At 48.6% G+C, this 18,758-nt stretch carries 13 protein-coding genes; 10 read left to right on the top strand and 3 right to left on the bottom strand.

Translation table 11 applies throughout. The features are described from left to right. Positions 1–186: 186 nt before the first annotated feature. Positions 187–4,740: a hypothetical protein gene (locus V3851_RS12895; protein WP_331846944.1), complete on the top strand. Its 4,554-nt coding sequence runs from the start codon at positions 187–189 to the stop codon at positions 4,738–4,740. Between the two features lie 168 nt (positions 4,741–4,908). On the opposite strand, the gene V3851_RS12900 is transcribed toward V3851_RS12895, so the two are convergent. Next, positions 4,909–5,244 carry a helix-turn-helix domain-containing protein gene (locus V3851_RS12900; protein WP_331846945.1) on the bottom strand — a complete coding sequence of 112 codons (336 nt, stop codon included), beginning with the start codon at positions 5,242–5,244 and terminating at the stop codon, positions 4,909–4,911. 407 nt (positions 5,245–5,651) lie between these two features. On the opposite strand from V3851_RS12900, the gene V3851_RS12905 reads away from it, so the two are divergent. From V3851_RS12905 to V3851_RS12945, 9 genes are all read left to right on the top strand, one after another. Continuing rightward, positions 5,652–5,942, top strand: a complete 291-nt coding sequence (locus tag V3851_RS12905; protein WP_331846946.1) for a hypothetical protein — start codon at positions 5,652–5,654, stop codon at positions 5,940–5,942. A 139-nt stretch (positions 5,943–6,081) separates the two neighbouring features. Next, positions 6,082–6,942 (top strand): restriction endonuclease, encoded by an 861-nt coding sequence (locus tag V3851_RS12910; protein ID WP_331846947.1) that lies wholly within the window; start codon positions 6,082–6,084, stop codon positions 6,940–6,942. Between the two features lie 204 nt (positions 6,943–7,146). Then, positions 7,147–8,196 (top strand): LacI family DNA-binding transcriptional regulator, encoded by a 1,050-nt coding sequence (locus tag V3851_RS12915; protein ID WP_331846948.1) that lies wholly within the window; start codon positions 7,147–7,149, stop codon positions 8,194–8,196. A gap of 200 nt (positions 8,197–8,396) precedes the next feature. Further along, positions 8,397–9,653 carry an ABC transporter substrate-binding protein gene (locus V3851_RS12920; RefSeq protein WP_331846949.1) on the top strand — a complete coding sequence of 419 codons (1,257 nt, stop codon included), beginning with the start codon at positions 8,397–8,399 and terminating at the stop codon, positions 9,651–9,653. A 106-nt stretch (positions 9,654–9,759) separates the two neighbouring features. Continuing rightward, on the top strand, positions 9,760–10,689 hold the full coding sequence (locus V3851_RS12925) for a carbohydrate ABC transporter permease (protein WP_331846950.1): 930 nt from the start codon (positions 9,760–9,762) through the stop codon (positions 10,687–10,689). Beyond that, positions 10,690–11,523 (top strand): carbohydrate ABC transporter permease, encoded by an 834-nt coding sequence (locus tag V3851_RS12930; protein WP_331846951.1) that lies wholly within the window; start codon positions 10,690–10,692, stop codon positions 11,521–11,523. A gap of 63 nt (positions 11,524–11,586) precedes the next feature. Beyond that, a complete protein-coding gene (locus V3851_RS12935) occupies positions 11,587–12,558 on the top strand; it encodes a 2-hydroxyacid dehydrogenase (protein ID WP_331846952.1) in 972 nt (323 codons plus the stop codon). 44 nt (positions 12,559–12,602) lie between these two features. Next, complete coding sequence (yicI, locus tag V3851_RS12940; protein ID WP_331846953.1) at positions 12,603–14,924, top strand: alpha-xylosidase; 2,322 nt, start codon at positions 12,603–12,605, stop codon at positions 14,922–14,924. A gap of 95 nt (positions 14,925–15,019) precedes the next feature. Further along, on the top strand, positions 15,020–16,930 hold the full coding sequence (locus V3851_RS12945) for a beta-N-acetylhexosaminidase (protein ID WP_331846954.1): 1,911 nt from the start codon (positions 15,020–15,022) through the stop codon (positions 16,928–16,930). Positions 16,931–17,003: 73 nt separating this feature from the next. On the opposite strand, the gene V3851_RS12950 is transcribed toward V3851_RS12945, so the two are convergent. Together V3851_RS12950 and V3851_RS12955 are read right to left on the bottom strand one after the other, a co-directional pair. Further along, the gene (locus V3851_RS12950) at positions 17,004–17,384 is read right to left on the bottom strand and encodes a DUF5684 domain-containing protein (RefSeq protein WP_331846955.1); all 381 of its coding nucleotides are present in this window, start codon (positions 17,382–17,384) and stop codon (positions 17,004–17,006) included. Between the two features lie 90 nt (positions 17,385–17,474). After that, complete coding sequence (locus V3851_RS12955) at positions 17,475–18,746, bottom strand: MFS transporter (RefSeq protein WP_331846956.1); 1,272 nt, start codon at positions 18,744–18,746, stop codon at positions 17,475–17,477. Positions 18,747–18,758: the final 12 nt, after the last annotated feature.

Below are 18,758 nucleotides of genomic sequence, written 5' to 3' on the forward strand. Positions count from 1 at the left end.
AGATAGGCTACTTATCAGCCTTTCATCCCGCTCTTATCTGTTTTTTTGTTCCTTTATCGACTTCATAAATTTGTTTTAACTATTTTGATAAACTGGAAGGATGATTTTCCCAATGCCTTACTTGATCATCATGAACTCGTTTAAATAATGTCATTTTAGCGTAATTAACTCAGGAGGGGTCTAGCTATGCCATATGAAGTTGGAGGAAGAGCCGATAAAAGTGGCAATAGATTTGAAATTAGATGGATAGTATATCAAGTTCTCGAAGTATTGGATGAGAAATTGGATTATATAACTTTAGAAGCCCTTGGTGATGATGAGCGAGGGGTTGACCTATGGATTGGTAAAAAGAATGGTAGTAGAGAAGCTCAGCAATGTAAAGGGAGAAATGCGAGTAAGGAGTATTGGGACTATGGCACTGCGAATGCTAAAGGAATCTTCACCAATTGGAAATTTCAATTGGATAGGGACGAGTCAAATACAGTTGCATTAGTATCCCCGCTAGTATTTACACAATTAGAGGACTTAGTAAATAGATCAAAGAATACAAGTAACATTCCTCAAGACTTTTATTATAATCAAGTACTTAATGCTAGCAAGGAATTAATAGATTTTTTTAAAAACTTTTGTAAGGCAATGGATATCGACCCTAAGGAAGATGTTGAACTAATAAAATGTATCTCGTATCTAAAAAGAATATCATACCGTCAGTTTCCGGATAGCGAACTAAAACAGATAATCTTATCTAAAATTAGCTATTTTTTCTTAGGTAGTGAAGAAGACATATATGAAACATTGATTGCTTGGATAGTAGACGGAGACGTTCTAGGAAAAAAGATCAACCAATCTGTATTGTATAAACTGCTTAGAGAAAAAGGAATTAGACTAAAAAATCTTGCTACTGACAGTCGAATTGTACCTAAGTTGGAAGAATTAAATAGAGAATATAGATCCATGTTTATTCCCTTAGATGGTGAATTGATCCCTAGGAAAGAATTTTCTATATGCAGAAAAGCAATTGATTCGGGAAGTTCATTGGTAATACACGGGAAGGCTGGAAGGGGAAAAAGCGGGTGTACAGAGGATATCATTAACTACTGTCAAGAAAATGCTATACCATATTTAGGAATCAAATTAGATAAACGTATTCCGAGTGGAACGGCAGGGAAATGGGGGGGGGATTTAGGGCTTCCAGCATCTATAGTTCATTGTATTCATAGTGTTTCTAAATTCGAAAAAGCAGTAATTATATTGGATCAACTAGACGCGCTACGATGGACTCAAGCGCATTCTAGAGATGCTTTATTGGTTTGTGCTCAGATTATAGATCAAGTAGAGAGATTGAACTATGAAAGAGAGCATAAAATATCCGTGGTTTTTGTTTGCAGAACATATGACCTAGAAAACGATAACAATATTAAGTCTCTATTTAATAAGAGTGATAAAAAAAGTAGCACTATTCAGTGGCATAAAATACTTATTAATGAGTTGGAAGACGAAACAGTCAAAATTGTTATTGGGGATCGGTATAACAGCTTAACAGGTAAATTGAAGGATATACTGCGAGTTCCAAGCAATCTATTTATTTGGAGACAGTTAGACACCAGTAAAGAATATAATGAATGTTCAACTGCAAATCATTTGGTTTCGGAATGGTGGAGACAACTAACAAGAAAATGTTTTGAAGTCGGTTTGAGCGAGGGTGATCTGAATGAAACTAAGGGGAAAATCATTAATTATTTTGATAAATTAGGTCGAATATGTATTCCATTGAATATACTGAGTGTCAATGGATCATGCCTAGATTTTTTGACTTCGAATGGTTTTTTGTTGGTTCAAGGTAATAAAATTTCATTTGCTCATCAATCAATATTAGATTGTTTTTTAGCTGATGAAATGCTGAAGAAATATTATGAAAGCGAAGATATATTAGAAGTTATAGGGCCTAAAGAAAGACAGTCTCCCGGAAGAAGATATCAGGTGCAAATGCTTCTACAGAATTTAATTGAGTTCGATAGCGGGGATTTTCTTAAAGCCGGTCAAAAAATGCTTGCATCCAAGCAAATCAGATATAGTGTAAAATTTGTCTTTTTTGAAGTACTAAATCAACTGGATATTTTAAACAGGAATATTCAGAACTATATAGTTGAAAATTGTGAAGATGAAACATATGGTACTCAAATAATTAATAATGTCATATATTCCAAACCACAATATATTAGATTACTTAGGGATTGCGGTCTTTTAGACAAATGGTTTGATACCCCAGAGAAAAAAAGTATTGTATTTAATCTGCTTATAAGTATGTCACCTAAATATGAAGTAGAAGATGTTGCGTTTATAGAAAAGCATGCCTTTAAATCAAAAGAAGATGATAGTTATTTTTCACGATGCTTTTTACACGATATCAATCAAGATACGGATGAAATGTTTGAATTGCGAATGAAATTTTATCATAAGTATCCACAAATGGCCGACACATATCTTGATTTTAAGGAAATGTTTAAGCGTTGTGAAATGAGAACCATAAAAGTGTTTGCATTTCTATTAGAGAATAAGCTTAAAAAAAATAGTGAGGATATCTATAGATATGAAGAGGGGCTATTGCAAGAGGATTCAGAAATATTAATTGAAAATGGTTTTGAAGTGCTTAGTCTACTATTACCATATATTCCGACTGAAAAAGATGAGATGTTGTCTTATAGTGATTGGTCTGGGAGATCAGGTCTTGAAAGAACATGCATTCAAGTTATCAAAAAGGCGAATGCAGCATTAATCGGTATAAATCCAGAAGCTTTTTGGGAACGGTATAAAGAATATATGGGAATGGGAAATGATTTATTTAACGAGATAATATTAGATGGATTTTGCAAGTTACCGCCTATGTATAGCGACTCAGTTACTAGGTATTTATGTAGTGACTTTGACAGTAACCTATTTGAAAAAACAAGTGGTAATGGCGATGAATTATTACTTGCCAAAAAAGTATTATCTAAGCATTCTGAGCACTGTAGCCAAGATGTTTTTGATGTATTAGAAAAAACGGTTATTGGTTACATGTCACCGCGCAGTAAAGATTTATATCAACGTAGAATTGAATTCAATAGGGAAGATAATGGTTATGATAGAGTCTATTGGAGTTTTTGGGGAGATCTCCAAAAAGAAATCCTGGAAGTGCTTCCGTATAATCGACTAAGTAGCAAGGCAAGAGATTTATTAAGTATTTTAAGACGTAAATTTCTCAAAGAACCTACTTTATATAATTATTCAGATGGACATAGCGGATCTGTAAGTTCCCCTATTTCGGGGAAAAAGCTAAGTAACAAAAAATGGATAGAGATATTGACTAATAATAAACTAAATAAAAAACATACTTCCCGTTGGAAAGAAGTGACGGGGGGATTTGTAGAGAGTTCGGTTGAAATGTTTTCGACGAGTTTTAGTAGTGCTGTCTCAATGGAACCTGAAAGAATGATAAATTTGGTGCTGTCGCATAACAGCATTTTAAATGTATATATTGACTCATTATTTAGCGGGGTGGCATATAGTGAAAATATGAATAAAGTACCACTAGAATTATTGGAGAAAATGATATTGAAATACTCATACGATTATACTTCACACAGGGCAAGTTACATTTGCACCCTTATTCAGAAAAGGGAAGAAAAGGAATGGTCGCAAGAGATTCTTGATATTCTTAAAGACATTGCGATTAACCATAGAAATCCCGAACTTGGCAAGCCAAATGTAACCAATAATGAAGATAAAGAAATGCGTAGCTTTAACATGTTACAAACTAATGCGATAAATTGCGTAAGAGGTAAAGCTGCTCAAGCAATTGCTAACCTTCTATGGAAAGATAGTGATTTGTTTGAACAATTTAAAGACACAATTGAAAAGTTGGTATTGGATGAGAATCCAGCAGTTAGATTGGCAAGCTTATCTGCGTTATGGCCCTCATATAATATTAATAGAGGGTGGGCTTCTGAAAAGATACTTGAACTTTATGAGCAAGATTATCGGCTAGCAGGATTCTATGGTACAAAAAATATGTTTTTTTTATTGTATCAGCAACAGCAATATCGTCAACGTGTTTTAGAAATTATTAAACAATGCTTCGATTCTGAAGATGAGGATTTAATCAAAAGAGGAGCACATTGCTTATCAGAAATGTTTATTCTTAAAAATGAATTCGTTGATGAAATGACTAATGTAGATACTATGAGCAAACTACAAGCTGAAGAAGTTCTTTATATGGTTATGTTATATTTTAATAAAGATGAATATAACTCATTAGCTAAAACTATCATACGAAGATTTAATACGAGTAAATTAGATTTAGAAATGCCGATTTCGAGATTATTTTATGATAATTTAATTGATTTAGAGAGAGATAAGGATTTTTTGATAGAAATATTGAGTTCTGATTTAAGTCGCAGAACGTTGCATGCATTTGTACATTATCTAGAAGAAGAATCGAGGTCAGTAATTGAATATAGTGATATTATACTGAAAATGAGTTGGCATCTAATTAATAGTGGCTTTGAAAAGTACGAACATGTTTGGGGAGTACAAGATGAAATTTCTAAGCTAGTTATTGGACTATATGATGAAACTTCTGAAGCCATGCGACCTGAGTTAAGAATGATTGCACAAGAATGTCTCGAAATTTGGGATATGATGTTTGAAAAACAAATCGGAACAGTTAGAAAGTTGAGTAAGGCAATAATGGAAAGGTAGCACTGCTTATTATCGATGATTTGCTGATCATCATGGATTCATTCAAAATAAATTTCTCCTTTAGGTTCTTTTCAGTTTAACTTATAATTTTAGTTTGTTGCATTTCCCATTAACATGTGGTGAAGACACTCGGTTCAAAGGACCGAGTGTCTTTTTGTAGTGCTTAACTTAACCAATCGCTGTAAGAAACAGCCTTAACAGAGCAAAGGCATCTTTCCGCTGTTTTTCGGTGCATTGATTCAGAGCATCGATAATGATTTCCGTTTCATCATGGACTTGGCTTTGCCCCAAATCCCCGAGAAGGAGTTGATTGGGGGACATCTTAAGCAGAGAGCAAATACCGAGCATAGTTTCAATGGACATTCCGACTTGTCCTCGCTCAATATCTGCGCAGAATTTAGGGACTCGTCCAATTCGCTCCGCAAAGTCCTCTTGCGAGAGTCCCAACGCTTTTCGTCGAGAACGAATACGTTCGCCTACGGCTCTTTTATCGTAATCACTCATGTCAAAACCTCCCTAAATCGGAGTTTTCAATTCATATTATGGTGTAGTTTATAATTGACTTTAATGAGTTATAAAGGTATTATTTTTAGTAGTTTTAAAAGTGTATGATTTCTAGTATTCCCAATAAAATTGAGCCAATTCTTGAGTTTCACGCTAACGCTCAAGATCAATCTTTATTCTTGACAAGAAATGGAGAGATGATTAAATGAACCAATGGGTGAGGTTACTTGATACTGAAAGGCAAAAGCTGAACCAGCTAGGTAACGAATCGCTTGCGAATGGAACTCCATTATTTGAAAACGATGCGCTCCAAGCCCAAAGCAGAAAAGTGGATGAACTCATAATCCAGTTGCACGAAAAAAGAGGATCCGTACAGCGATCAAGCTAGTTTGGAAGGAGGATCAGAGGTGATACAGATTCCGGCCTGGTTTCAAAGTGCGATTCAGCAACGATTGGACCACGTTTCGGCTCGAATCGAAAGTCATCCCGAGTTTCGGAAGCTCCGCGCCGAAGAGCACGAAGCCTTTGATGCGTTGTTTCTCGGGGTAGATAAATCGAATATGCCGGGATATATGGAATGGGAGGATAAGCACCTCTTAAGGCGTGCTTCTGAAAATGAACGTTTGTATAAACAAGGGCTTCGAGACGGCGTGCAACTTATGATTACGCTATTGAATGATTCGGACCCAGGCAAATAAGTCCGGTAGAACTAATTAAAGACGATCATCAGATCAAATGCACCCTTCAGGGGTGCATTTCTTTTACCGATCATGAAGGAAATACATGCACAATTGTCGAAAAATGGATGTATACATAAAAGGAGGGAAGAGTACATAAATGGCCAGAACATATAAGGCAGAAGGGAAGCAAGTCGCTTATGTGCTAAGAGGTTTATTCATTATTGGCGGGCTTTCTCTGTATTTCAGCATTCCGGGGTTACATTGGGGATTCTTCTTCGGAATTTTGCTTGGTTCCGTCATTGTGGCAGAGATCCTTGGTGCGATGTGGACACGATCACGACGTAATCGGAAAAAGCAGAAGTCCAAGACATCGAATAAAAAGAAAACTGCACAGACGGCTTCGAGACGTTCAAGTAATTCGGTTAGATCTGATGAAATTATTTTGACGAGCCGTTTAGATGATTTATCAGGAGCAGAGTTCGAACGGCTGCTTGCTCTTTACTTCCGAGATCAGGGGTACACCGTTAAGGAGGTTGGCGTGGGCGGCAATGATGGTGGGGTTGACCTCGTTATTATCGATCGACGCGGCGAAAAAACGGCGGTACAGGCCAAGTGTTATGCCGACCATCATCTTGTTCCAGTTATGACTGTACGTGAACTGGTTGGGGCAAAACGAAATCATGATTGTATTTTGTCCTTACTGATCACAACCTCCGATCTGACGCCTCCTGCCAAGAAAGAAGCGGAACAGTTCAAAGTTGACTACTGGCATGGTGGACTTGTTGAGCAAAAGCTTAGCGTGTGGGACAAATGGCAGCCCGGCAAGAAACGACGCCCGGCCGAAAAGAAAGAAGCCGCCTACCCTTCAGATATCGATAAGGCCAGAAAGGAAGTTGCTGCAACCAATACCGTCATCTGCAAATGTGGCGCTCCGATGGTTCGGAGAAAGAGCAAGCAAGGCGTTGAATTTTTGGGGTGCAGCAACTATCCAAAATGTCGCCATACCAGAGCTTTATGACTTTAATAAATCCACCGCACGTTAGGGTACCCTTTGCGGTGGATTTTTTCAGCCTTCTCCGCTTCGTTTAAAACACCTCCGCATATTCTTCAAATTTGATATTGACGTACGATAATCAAAAATATTAAAATTTCAATCATGAAAGCGTTGACACAAAATCGACAAATTGATATGATGAAGCCATGAAAGCCAAGAAACAATAGAATGGCAGAGGATAGTATGGGACAAGAGAAACGACTAACCATCAAAGAATTGGCCAAGCAAATCGGGGTTTCCGTCGCCACGCTCGACCGGGTACTCAACAACCGGGGGAATGTGAAGCCGCAAACCTACGATAAGGTCATGGAGAAGATCAAAGAGCTGAATTACATGCCCAACAGATCGGCGAGCTTCTTGTCGCGGATGAATGATTTCTCTATGGCAATCGTATATCCGGAGCTGCCGGAGTACTTCTGGAATCAGGTGGAGAAGGGCATCCAAGTCGCCGTCGACGATTTCCGCGATTACGGCCTGAATGTCAGCATCATCCGCTCCGAGGGCTACGATCTGGTGCCGCAGAAGAAGGTGGTGCAGCAGCTCATCGATTCCGGGAAATACGACGCGATCGCGCTGTCGCCGAACGATCCGCAGGAAATGGCCGATCTGATCGACCGCGGCGTGGACCAAGGGATCGCCGTCTGCACGTTCAACAGCGACTCGCCGCTCAGCAAGCGGCTGTTCTACGTCGGATGCGATTACCGCATTGCCGGCCGCCTGGCCGCCGACGCTTTGTGCAAGTTCATCGGACATAAGACGAGAGTCGGCTTGGTGATGTCGTACACCAATTTTCAAATGCAGCAGAAGATCACCGGCTTCCGGGAAGTGGTCGCGGAATACGATCATATCGAAATGATCGGGCCGCTCAAGCTCCGCCAGGAGGACTACGATTCGCCCGATGCGTTCGCCGATTACTTCCGCGAAGTGGACGGTATTTACGTATCCAGCGCCCGGCTGGACGTGGTTGCGAAATACCTGGAAGAACTGGAGCCGGAGCACCGGCCGGTACTGATCGGCCACGATATGACGGAAGAAACTTATCAATACATGAAAAAAGGGGTCGTCACCGCGACGATCTGCCAGGACCCTTTCAATCAGGGATATCTGACCGTCCGGTCGATGTTCGACCATCTCGTGACCGGCGACAAGGTCGCACAGAAAGAGAACATCACCAAGCTGGAACTGGTGACCAAAGAAAATGCGCGTTATTACATTTGAACAGCTTCATCGTAATAACGCTGTTTTTTAACCCAAAATGATGTACGTACATCATTTTATGAGTGATTGATGATTGCTTAGCAATCAAAATCACTCAGGACGATTTACCGGCATAACTGCCTCCCGTTTTCAGCCAAGATCTATGACAAAACGGCAGTGCATGCAAATATGCAAAATACACACAGCAGGGGGAATGGGTAATGTTCAAAAATGTAAGGGCTCTCATGGTTGCATTGGTCGCGTTGGTTGTGTTGTTGACGGCATGTGCTCCCAGCACGCAATCGGGCTCGGGCAATTCCGGAGGCTCCGGGAATGACGGGGACAAAGTGACAATCCAGTGGTGGGATTCCATGACCAGTGATGCCACTCAAGGCGCGATCCAAACGATCATCGCCGATTATGAGGCCGCTCACCCGAATGTCAAAATTGAGCGCACATATATTTCGTTCGCGGACATCAAAAACAAGCTGCTGCTCGGGTCGGTCGGCAATCAAATGCCGGATATTGTCTGGCTCGATAACCCGGACCACCAGGCTTTCGCCGCGGCGGGAATTCTGGCGGACCTGACCGAGCCGATCAAGGAATGGGGACAAGCGGATAAGTATTACGAAGGTCCTTGGTCCTCGACCATGTATGACGGCAAAAACTACGGCGTCCCGATCGGCAGCAACAATCTGGCGCTCTACTATAACAAAGATATGTTCGAAGCCAAGGGGCTGACGCCGCCGACGAACTGGGAAGAGCTGAAGGAAGCGGCCAAGCAGCTGACGACCAAAGATGTATACGGTTTCGCGATGACCGCGGTGAAGACCGAAGAGGGCACGTTCCAATTCCTGCCGCTGATGTACCAGTCGGGCTCCGACATCGATAACTTCAACAGCGAAGGCACGATTGAGGCGGCGACACTGGTTTCCGATATGGTGAAGAACGGCTACATGTCCAAAGAAGTCATTAACCAGAAGCAATCCGACACCGTAGTGCAATTCTCCACGGGCAAAGTCGCAATGATGATCAACGGCACCTGGCAAATTCCGCTATTGAAAAAAGAAGGCAAAGTCAACTGGGGCGTCGTGGAATTGCCGGTGAACAAGCAAGGCGGCACGATCCTCGGCGGGGAGAACTGGGCGATTACCAACGCCTCGAAAAATAAAGATATCGCCTTTGATATCATCAAATTCGCCAATGAGCCCGAACGTTTGAAAGCGTTTGATCAGGCGGCCGGACGTCTGCCGGCCCGCTCCGACCTGCTGCAGGATCCGTTCTGGCAGGACGACAAGGACCTGAAGGTGTTCGCCGACGCGATGGAAGTGGCCAAGGCCAGAGCTTACGGACCGGAATACCCGAAAATTTCCGAAGCGATTCAAATCATGCTGCAGGAAGTCATTACGGGCGGCAAGACGCCGGAGCAAGCGGTGAAAGAGGCGGGGGACAAAATCGACACGATTCTCGGTAAATAAGACCGCAATTGTATTTGCATAAGACATTAGACAGCTATGACAGCGGGATGCGCCGGGCGGCTATCGTCCGGTGCATCCCTAAACCAAGGAAATAGGGGGAGAAGTCATGTCCCACAAATCGGAAGCAAGCGGGAGCTATACGCTGTCCCGTAGAGCGAAATGGTTTTCGTCGTGGAACAATTATCTGTTTGTACTGCCCGCACTTCTATTCATGGTTGTATTCATCGGCTTCCCGCTGATTTACAACCTGATCATGAGCTTCCAGAACGTCAATGTTTACAACTTGACCGGGAAGCATGATTTTCTCGGATTCGCGAATTACATCAAGACGCTGCAAGACCCGGTATTTTATGTCTCTCTGAAAAATTCGGTTATTTTCACGGTGCTGAGCCTGGTGTTCCAATTTACGATCGGCTTTGCGCTGGCGCTGTTCTTTAATACGAAATTTCCGGGACGCAACCTGTTCCGTTCTTTGATGCTGTTGGCCTGGATGCTGCCGGTCGTGATCAGCGGCACCGTGTTCCAATGGATGATGTCCGGCGATTTCGGGGTCATCAACTATTTCCTGCAAACCCTCGGAATCATTGATCATCCGGTCAATTGGCTGAGCGAAAGCAGCACGGCGCTGCTTGGTACAGTTGTAGCGAATATCTGGATCGGCGTTCCGTTCAATATGATCATTCTGCTGTCCGGTCTGCAAGGCCTTCCCGATCACCTGTACGAAGCGGCGAAGCTTGACGGAGCGAACCGGCTGGTGCAATTCCGCCATATCACACTCCCGCTCATGCGTCCGACCATTCTCGTGCTGCTGATTCTGGGTATCATCAATACCTTCAAAGTTTTCGACCTGATCTTTATCATGACTGCGGGCGGACCGGTCACCTCTTCGACCGTGCTGCCGATCTACGCGTACCAAATGTCCTTTACGACGCTTGAATTCAGTCAGGGCGCCTCGGTATCGATGATCATGTTCCTGATTCTGATCCTCATCTCCATCGTATACCTGAGAATGTCCAGCAAAGAGGAGGTCCACTAAATGACGAAGACAAAATGGCGTGCAGCAGGTGGGACCCTCATTGGCATTCTGATCATGATCGTCTTTCTGTTTCCGGTGTACTGGATGATCAAAACATCGGTGACCCCGGTTACCGAGCTGTACCATAATCCGCCGCATATTTTGCCGGTGGCGGCTACATTCGATTCCTACATCGACAACTTTATCCGTAACCAGGATATGATCGGCTATATCGGCAACAGCTTCATTATCGCGCTTGGGACGATGATCTTGTCTCTGTTCATCTCGGTTCCCGCCGCCTATGCTTTGGCGCGGCTGTCGATTAAGGGCAAGGCGCTGATCATGATCTCGATCCTGTCGATTCAGATGCTGCCGGGGATTATGATGGCGATGCCGCTCTATATCATGTTTTCCAAGGTAAGGCTGATCGACAATTTCGCCGGATTGATCTTTGCCGACCTGATCCATGCGCTGCCTTTTGCGATCATTACCCTTCGTCCGTTCTTCCTGGCGCTGCCGGGCGGTCTGGAGGAAGCGGCCAAGATCGACGGCTGCAACAAATTCACTTCCTTTACGAAAATCATTCTGCCGCTGGTGAAACCGGGTCTCATGACCGTCGCGGCGTTCTGCTTCCTGTTCGGATGGGGCGACTTCATCTTCGCCTTGACGCTGACTTCCGACAATGCGGTCAGACCGCTGACGCTCGGCCTGTACCGGTTCATCGGCCAATACGGCACCGAATGGAACAACCTGATGGCCGTGGCGACGCTGGCGGCTCTGCCGATTATCGTGATCTTCGTTGCCATGCAGAAATACATCGTCGGCGGCGTGACGGCGGGGGCGATGAAGGACTAACAGAGAGCGGTTGGCTTATACTGAGGTTATGTCAAAGCCAAAAAAGGGAGCTGAAACTTAGTCATGTCTAAAAGACCAAAAGTATATATCGCCCGGGATTTGCCGCAGCCTGCGGCAGCCCTTATTGAAGAACATTGCGAGCCCCGTTATTGGCGGGGCCCGGGAAACATCGACGCCGCCCGGCTGTCGGAGGAGCTCGGCGATGCCGAAGGACTGCTCGTCACGGGCACGCCGATTGACGGCAAAGTGCTGGCGGCCGCACCGAACCTACGGGCCATCAGCGATTTGTCGGCCGGATACAACAACCTCGATCTTCAGGCGATCCGGGAGCGGGGAATCATGGCCACGCATACGCCGTATGTGCTCGACGATACCGTGGCCGACCTGGCGATGGCCCTGATGCTGGCCGCCGCCCGCAGAGTGACCGAGCTGGATCGCCTGGTGAAGGACGGCCGCTGGATTAAGGGTATGGGCGATGAGTTGTTCGGGCTGGATGTGCATCATAAACGGCTCGGCATTATCGGAATGGGCCGGATCGGGGAACGGGTAGCCCGCCGGGCCAGCCTCGGCTTTGAGATGGACGTGGTGTATTACAACCGCCGCCCGAAGCCGGAAGCGGAGGCGCAGCTAGGACTCGCCTACTGCACCTTGGAAGAACTGCTCCGCACCTCCGATTACGTGCTGCTGCTCACGCCGCTAACCGCGCAAACCCGGCATTTAATGGGTGAACGCGAGTTCAAGCTCATGAAACCGAATGCCATCTTCATTAACGTATCCCGGGGAGAAACGGTCAACGAAGCGGCCCTCATCCGGGCGCTGGAGGACAAGACGATCGCCGGCGCCGGTCTGGATGTCTTTGAACAGGAGCCAGTTTCCCCGGATAACCCGCTTTTGCGCATGGATAACGTGGTTACCCTGCCGCACATCGGCTCGGCCACGGCCGAAACCCGGCTGAACATGGCGATGTCGGCGGCCCGAAATCTGGTCAACGCCTTAACCGGACAAGGACCGGTGGATAAAATTCCCGATCTTTAAGAACAAGTCTTTATAAATATAAATAATAGAGTGGAGGAACAGAGATGAAATTTACGGACGGGTACTGGCATGTCAGACCAGGGGTCACGCTAAATTATCCGGTGGAGGTGCGCGCGGTCCGCACTACGCCCGAGAAGCTTACTGTACTGGCATCCTGCAAGAAAATCGTGACGCGCGGGGATACGCTGAATACCGCGGTGTTGACGGTAAACTATACTTCCCCGATGCCCGACGTCATCGCGGTGGAACTGATTCACCATGCCGGCAAACAACCGAAAGGGCCGGTGTTCGACAAACAGATGGAAGAGGGTTTACAGGTATCGATCGAAAACGGCGAGGAAATCGCCAGACTGACGAGCGGAAAGCTCAGCGTCGAGGTATATAAGAATGAAGGCTGGAGCACGCATTTCATGTATGATGGCAAGCGGCTGACCGGCAGCGGCTACAAAAGCCCGGGCCACATGAAAATGCCCAATCAGTCGACTTACATCCGCGAGCAGCTCGATTTGGGCGTAGGCGAGTACATCTACGGTCTCGGCGAACGGTTTACCCCGTTCGTGAAGAACGGGCAGGTCGTCGATCTGTGGAACGAAGACGGGGGAACGTGCAGCGAGCAGGCTTACAAGAATGTGCCTTTCTATCTTTCCAACTATGGCTACGGCGTTTTCGTCGACCATCCGGAGCGCGTCTCCTATGAAGTGGCTTCGGAGGTCGTGTCCAAGGTGCAGTTTAGCGTACCGGGCGAAACGTTAAAATATTATATCATTGGCGGCGCTAACCTGAAGGAAGTACTGAACAATTACACCAAACTGACCGGCAAACCGGCGCTGCCGCCGGCCTGGTCCTACGGACTGTGGCTGACGACGTCGTTTACGACCAGCTATGACGAAGGGACGGTCAACAGCTTCATCGACGGCATGCTCGAACGCGATATTCCGCTGCATGTATTTCACTTCGACTGCTTCTGGATGAAGGAATTCCATTGGTGCGATTTCCAGTGGGACAAGGATGTGTTCCCCGATCCGCAAGGGATGCTGGACCGGCTGAAAGCCAAGGGCCTGAACATCTCCGTCTGGATCAACTCCTACATCGCGCAGCAATCGTATCTGTTTGACGAGGGCAAGGAGAACGGCTATTTCGTCAAAACGAAGGAAGGCGACGTATGGCAATGGGACCGCTGGCAGGGCGGCATGGCTTTGGTCGATTTTACGAACCCGGCGGCGGTCAAATGGTACCAGGATAAGCTGAGAGCGCTGATCGACATGGGCGTCGACTGCTTCAAGACCGATTTCGGCGAGCGCATTCCGACCGATGTCGTGTACTACGACGGCTCCGATCCGGTGAAGATGCACAACTACTACACGCATTTATACAATAAGGCGGTCTTTGAGGTACTGGAGGAGACGAAGGGGAAAAATAACGCGATGGTATTCGCCCGCTCCGCCACGGCGGGCGGCCAGCAGTTCCCGGTCCATTGGGGCGGCGATTGCTCGGCGACCTACAACTCGATGGCGGAAACGCTGCGCGGCGGTTTGTCCTTAGGTCTGTCGGGCTTCGGCTTCTGGAGCCACGACATCAGCGGCTTCGAAAGCACGGCCACCCCGGATCTGTACAAGCGCTGGAGCGCGTTCGGGCTGCTGTCCTCGCACAGCCGCCTGCACGGCAGCCAGTCTTACCGGGTGCCTTGGCTGTTCGACGATGAAGCCAGCGATGTGCTGCGCTACTTCACGAAGCTGAAATCGACGCTGATGCCGTATTTGTACAACGCCTCCGTCGAGGCAACCAAGACGGGCGTTCCGGTCATGCGCGCCATGGTGCTGGAGTTCCCGGGCGACGCGGCCTGCGAAACGCTGGACCGGCAGTACATGCTCGGCGACTCCCTGCTCGTCGCGCCGATCTTCAACAGCGAAGGCTTGGCCAAATATTATTTGCCGGAAGGCCGCTGGACCAATTATTTGAGCGGCCAGGTCATGGAAGGCGGCCGCTGGGTACAGGAGCGGCATGATTACTTCAGCCTGCCGCTGATGGTCCGCCCGGGCAGCCTGATCGCGGTCGGCGCCAACGACCTTCGCCCGGACTATGACTACGCCGACGGCGTGGCCTTGCATCTGTTCGAGCTCGGCGACGGGGAGACGGCGTCAACCTCCGTCTGCAACACAAGCGGCGAGCTTGAGCTGCAAGTAAAAGTTGAACGCACGGGCGGCAAGCTGACGGTAACGGCCCAAGGCGCAGTCAAACCGTGGGAACTGGTCCTGCGCGGCATCGGCAAGATTGCGGCCGTTCAAGGCGGGACTTCCTCCGAAGGTCCGCAGGGCGTACGGATTGCGGCTGAACAAGGCACTCATCGTATTGTAATCGATTTGTAAGATGGGACACCCCGATTAGCGGATTTTCACCCTACCCGGACTCCTTGGAACAAGATACAATTTGTGTAAACGCTTTTCCAAAGGGGGAGGAAGGAATGAAGCTGCATTTTACCGGCGATGTGAAGGAGCTTTTGCCCGGTACCCGGGCGTTGTTGCCGGAGCTGGGAATTACCGAGGCCGAGGACGGCCAGCAAGTCCAGGTGGAACAGTCGGATGGCGGTCTGGAAGTCGGTCTTGAGGATGGCGCGGCCTACATCCGTTATGCGCGAAAGCATCAATTTTTCCGCGGGCTCGGTCTGCTGGTACAGTACGGGCGGGCCGGGAAGGCTTTTCGGATCCGGGAGGAGCAGCATTTCGATACGATCGGGCCGATGTTCGACTTGTCCCGCAACGGGGTGCTGAACATCGACAGCTTCAAATTCATGCTGCGCAAGATGGCCTTGATGGGTCTCAATACGGTCATGCTGTATATGGAAGACACCTACGAGATCGAGGGAGAACCCTACTTCGGATATATGCGGGGCCGTTATACAACGGCCGAACTTATGGAAATCGACGATTACGCCGATCGGTTCGGCATCGAGGCTTTTCCGAGCATACAGACCCTCGCGCATTTGGAGGAATTCCTCAAATGGGAGGCGGCAGCCGGATACCGGGACACCAAGGGCGCGCTGCTCGTCGGCGACGAGGCGGTGGAGCGACTCATCGGAAAAATGCTGGACGCCGCGAGCGCGCCGTTCCGCAGCCGTAAAATCCACGTCGGCATGGACGAAGCGGAGGAGCTGGGCCGGGGCAAATATTTGGACCGGAACGGGTACAAGGACCGCTTCGACATTATGACCGGGCATCTGGAGCGAGTGTTGGAGGCCGCGCGCGGCCGGGGATTGAAACCGATGATGTGGAGCGATATGTTCCTCAAGTTCGCCTCTGCGGACGGCAGTGAGCATTACGACGCCGACACGCCGATTCCCGAGGAAATGGCCCGCCGGGTACCGAAGGATGTGGACCTGGTGTATTGGGATTACGCGCACCAGGAGCAGGCGGACTACGAGAAGCTGATCGCCAAGCATAAGCCGCTCGGCTGCAATCTCGCGTTTGCCGGGGCGGTCTGGGTGTTCAACACCTTCGGCGTTAATTACGGCCTATCGCTGCGGGCGACCGATGCGGCGCTTCAAGTTTGCAAGCGGGAGGGCATCCGCGAGGTGTATGCCACGATGTGGGGCGACGACGGGATGGAGAGCAGCCCGTTCGGGGCGCTGCTGGGGCTGCAATTCTATGCGGAGCATGCCTACGCGGACGGACAGCCCGCTTGGGAGCAGGTGGCGGAGCGGGTCAAGTTCTGCACCGGAATCGACGCCGACCTGTTCCTCAAGCTGAAGGATCTCGACGAGACCCCGGGGGCGGAGCCGGGCAACGTGATCCAGAGCAACCCCTCCAAGTTTCTGCTCTACCAGGACGTGCTGCTCGGCCTGTTCGACAAGCAGATCGAAGGGCTGGCGATGAACGCTCATTACGCCAACCTGGAACGGGAGCTTCACGAGCGGCGGACGCCGGACGCCGAGCTGGATTACCTCTTCGAGGTGCCGGAGAAGCTGTGCGCGGTGCTGAAGCATAAGGGCGAGCTCGGCATCGAGCTGAAGCGGGCTTACGACACGGGGAATCCGGCCGAACTGAGGCGGATCGCCGAGGACGTGCTGCCCCGGGTCGCGGCGGCGGTCGGCGAGCTCCGCGCGGCGCACCGGACGCAATGGCTGCGCATGTTCAAGCCGTTCGGCTGGGAGGTGCTCGACATCCGCTACGGCGGCGTCATGAACCGGCTGGATACGGCGTCCGCCCGGCTGCTCGATTATGCGGAGGGGCGAATCGCCCGGATCGAAGAACTGGAACAGGAGCGCCTGGTGTACAGCTCGTCCAACCGCTTCAACCATAGGGGCGCGGGCTGGTGCAGCTATTATTACCGGATGGCCTCGCCCAACGTATTCTTCCATGTGCTGTATCCTTTCTGAGATACAAAACAAAACAACCGGACGGTGCCAGATACCGTCCGGTTGTTTATGTTAGCCGCAGCCGTACTTTGACTTAATACGCCACGCCGTTTGGCGGGATTGGATTGCCCAGCTGATATGTCGTCTCGCTGGAGTATCCCCAAACCATCCATAGAATCATGTACACCGGGGCTAATAAAATGTTAAAAATGACAAAAGCCCCGTTCTTCCCGAAAGCGTTCAGCAATTGGACCTGCCAGATGATCGCAAACACGAAACTCGCAATCGGCACGAAGTACATGAGTACCCACCACCCGCTTTTCTGGATCATCCGCAATTGCAGGATACTGCTGAGAATCGGGATGAAAGCGAACCAGGCGATGTGGTCGAGCCCCGCCTTCTTGGCGAGCGAGAAAAAGGCGCCCGCGTAAAGAAAATAGAGTGCGAGTGCAAGCAGAAAAGCAAACCACAACATATACAAAAATCCTCCCTCAAAAAGTTTGAATATCCCGACTATATTTCGACAAATTGCCCGAAATTCCTTCTTGAGAAAGGAAAATTATGTTTATAGCAGCTCCTTCCGTTTCTTTAAACGGACGTAAAGAATCAGGCTGACCAACGAGCAGATCACCGCGCACAGGCCGATGAAAGCATACCCCGCTTGCAGGCCCCTTAATAGGCCGATCTCCGGGTCCTGAGCGCTCATAAACAACCGCTTGATGCCGTCCGTAATCGCTCCGATCAAATAGTTGCCGATGACGCTGCCGACGCCCATCATCGTGACGATGAAGCTGATCGCCGTGTCGCTGTTCGACCGGTACCGGTCGGCGATGAGGGCCATCACGGTCGGGTATACCGGGGCGATGCCGGCCCCGGCGACGGCGAATAATACGGCCCCGGGTTCGCCGGCAAGGATGGCCGCAAAGGTGCATATGCCGGTGAAGCCCGCGAACAGAATGAGGGACAGCGTGTAGCCGATTTTGTCCGTAATCGGCCCGGCCACGAGCCGGGCGAAGGTGAAGCAGAGGAAGAAGGCGGACAACATGCCGGACGCGGAGCTTGTGTCCCAGCTATAGGCTTTCTCCAGGAAGTTGACCAGCCAGCCGCCCACCGCCATTTCGGAAATGACGCCGAACGATAAAATGATCACCAGCAGCCAGATGGCGGGATCGCGCATCAGCGACTTGGTCGGAATCCGTTCCTCGGCGGGCGTCTCTTTATCCGGAAAACGGCCCGGAAACGCCGGGATCATCGGAATGACCGAGAGCAGCAGAATGATCAGGTACATGCCTCTCCAATCAAGTGTATAACCGCCGATCGTCAGCTTCATCAGCCCGGAGGCCAGCATCGGCGCGACCGTGGAGCTGAGTCCGTAGAAGAAATGCGCCAGGTTCATCATCGTGCCCGTGTTCTTTACAAAGATTTGCGCGCCGAGCACCGCCAGTGCGATTTCCAGCATCCCGTTGCCGATGTACATGAGGAAATAGGAGCCGGACAAGGCCGGATAAGTCTGGGAAAAGAACATCAGCACTCCCGTGAGCGCCATCAGGCCGAAGGACAGGATGCTGACCCATTTCACGCCCCATTTGCGTACAAGGAGCCCCGTAAAGGAACAGGCCAGCAAGTAGCCCAGCGAGTTGAGGGACAATAGCGTCCCGATTTGCATTTCATCCAAATGAAAGTCGGTCTGAATCCGGGGAATAGCCGGACCTTTGACATTTTCGGAGAAACCGAAGATAAAGAAACCGACATATACGGTCAGGATCGGAAAAAGAACGGTGGTATAAAAATTTCGTTTGGTTTTCGTTTTCGTTAATTCCGGTTGCGTGCTGTTCATGTGCCCTCCGTG

Source organism: Paenibacillus haidiansis (genome assembly GCF_036553665.1).
In the GTDB taxonomy this organism is placed as follows: Bacteria; Bacillota; Bacilli; order Paenibacillales; family Paenibacillaceae; genus Fontibacillus; species Fontibacillus haidiansis.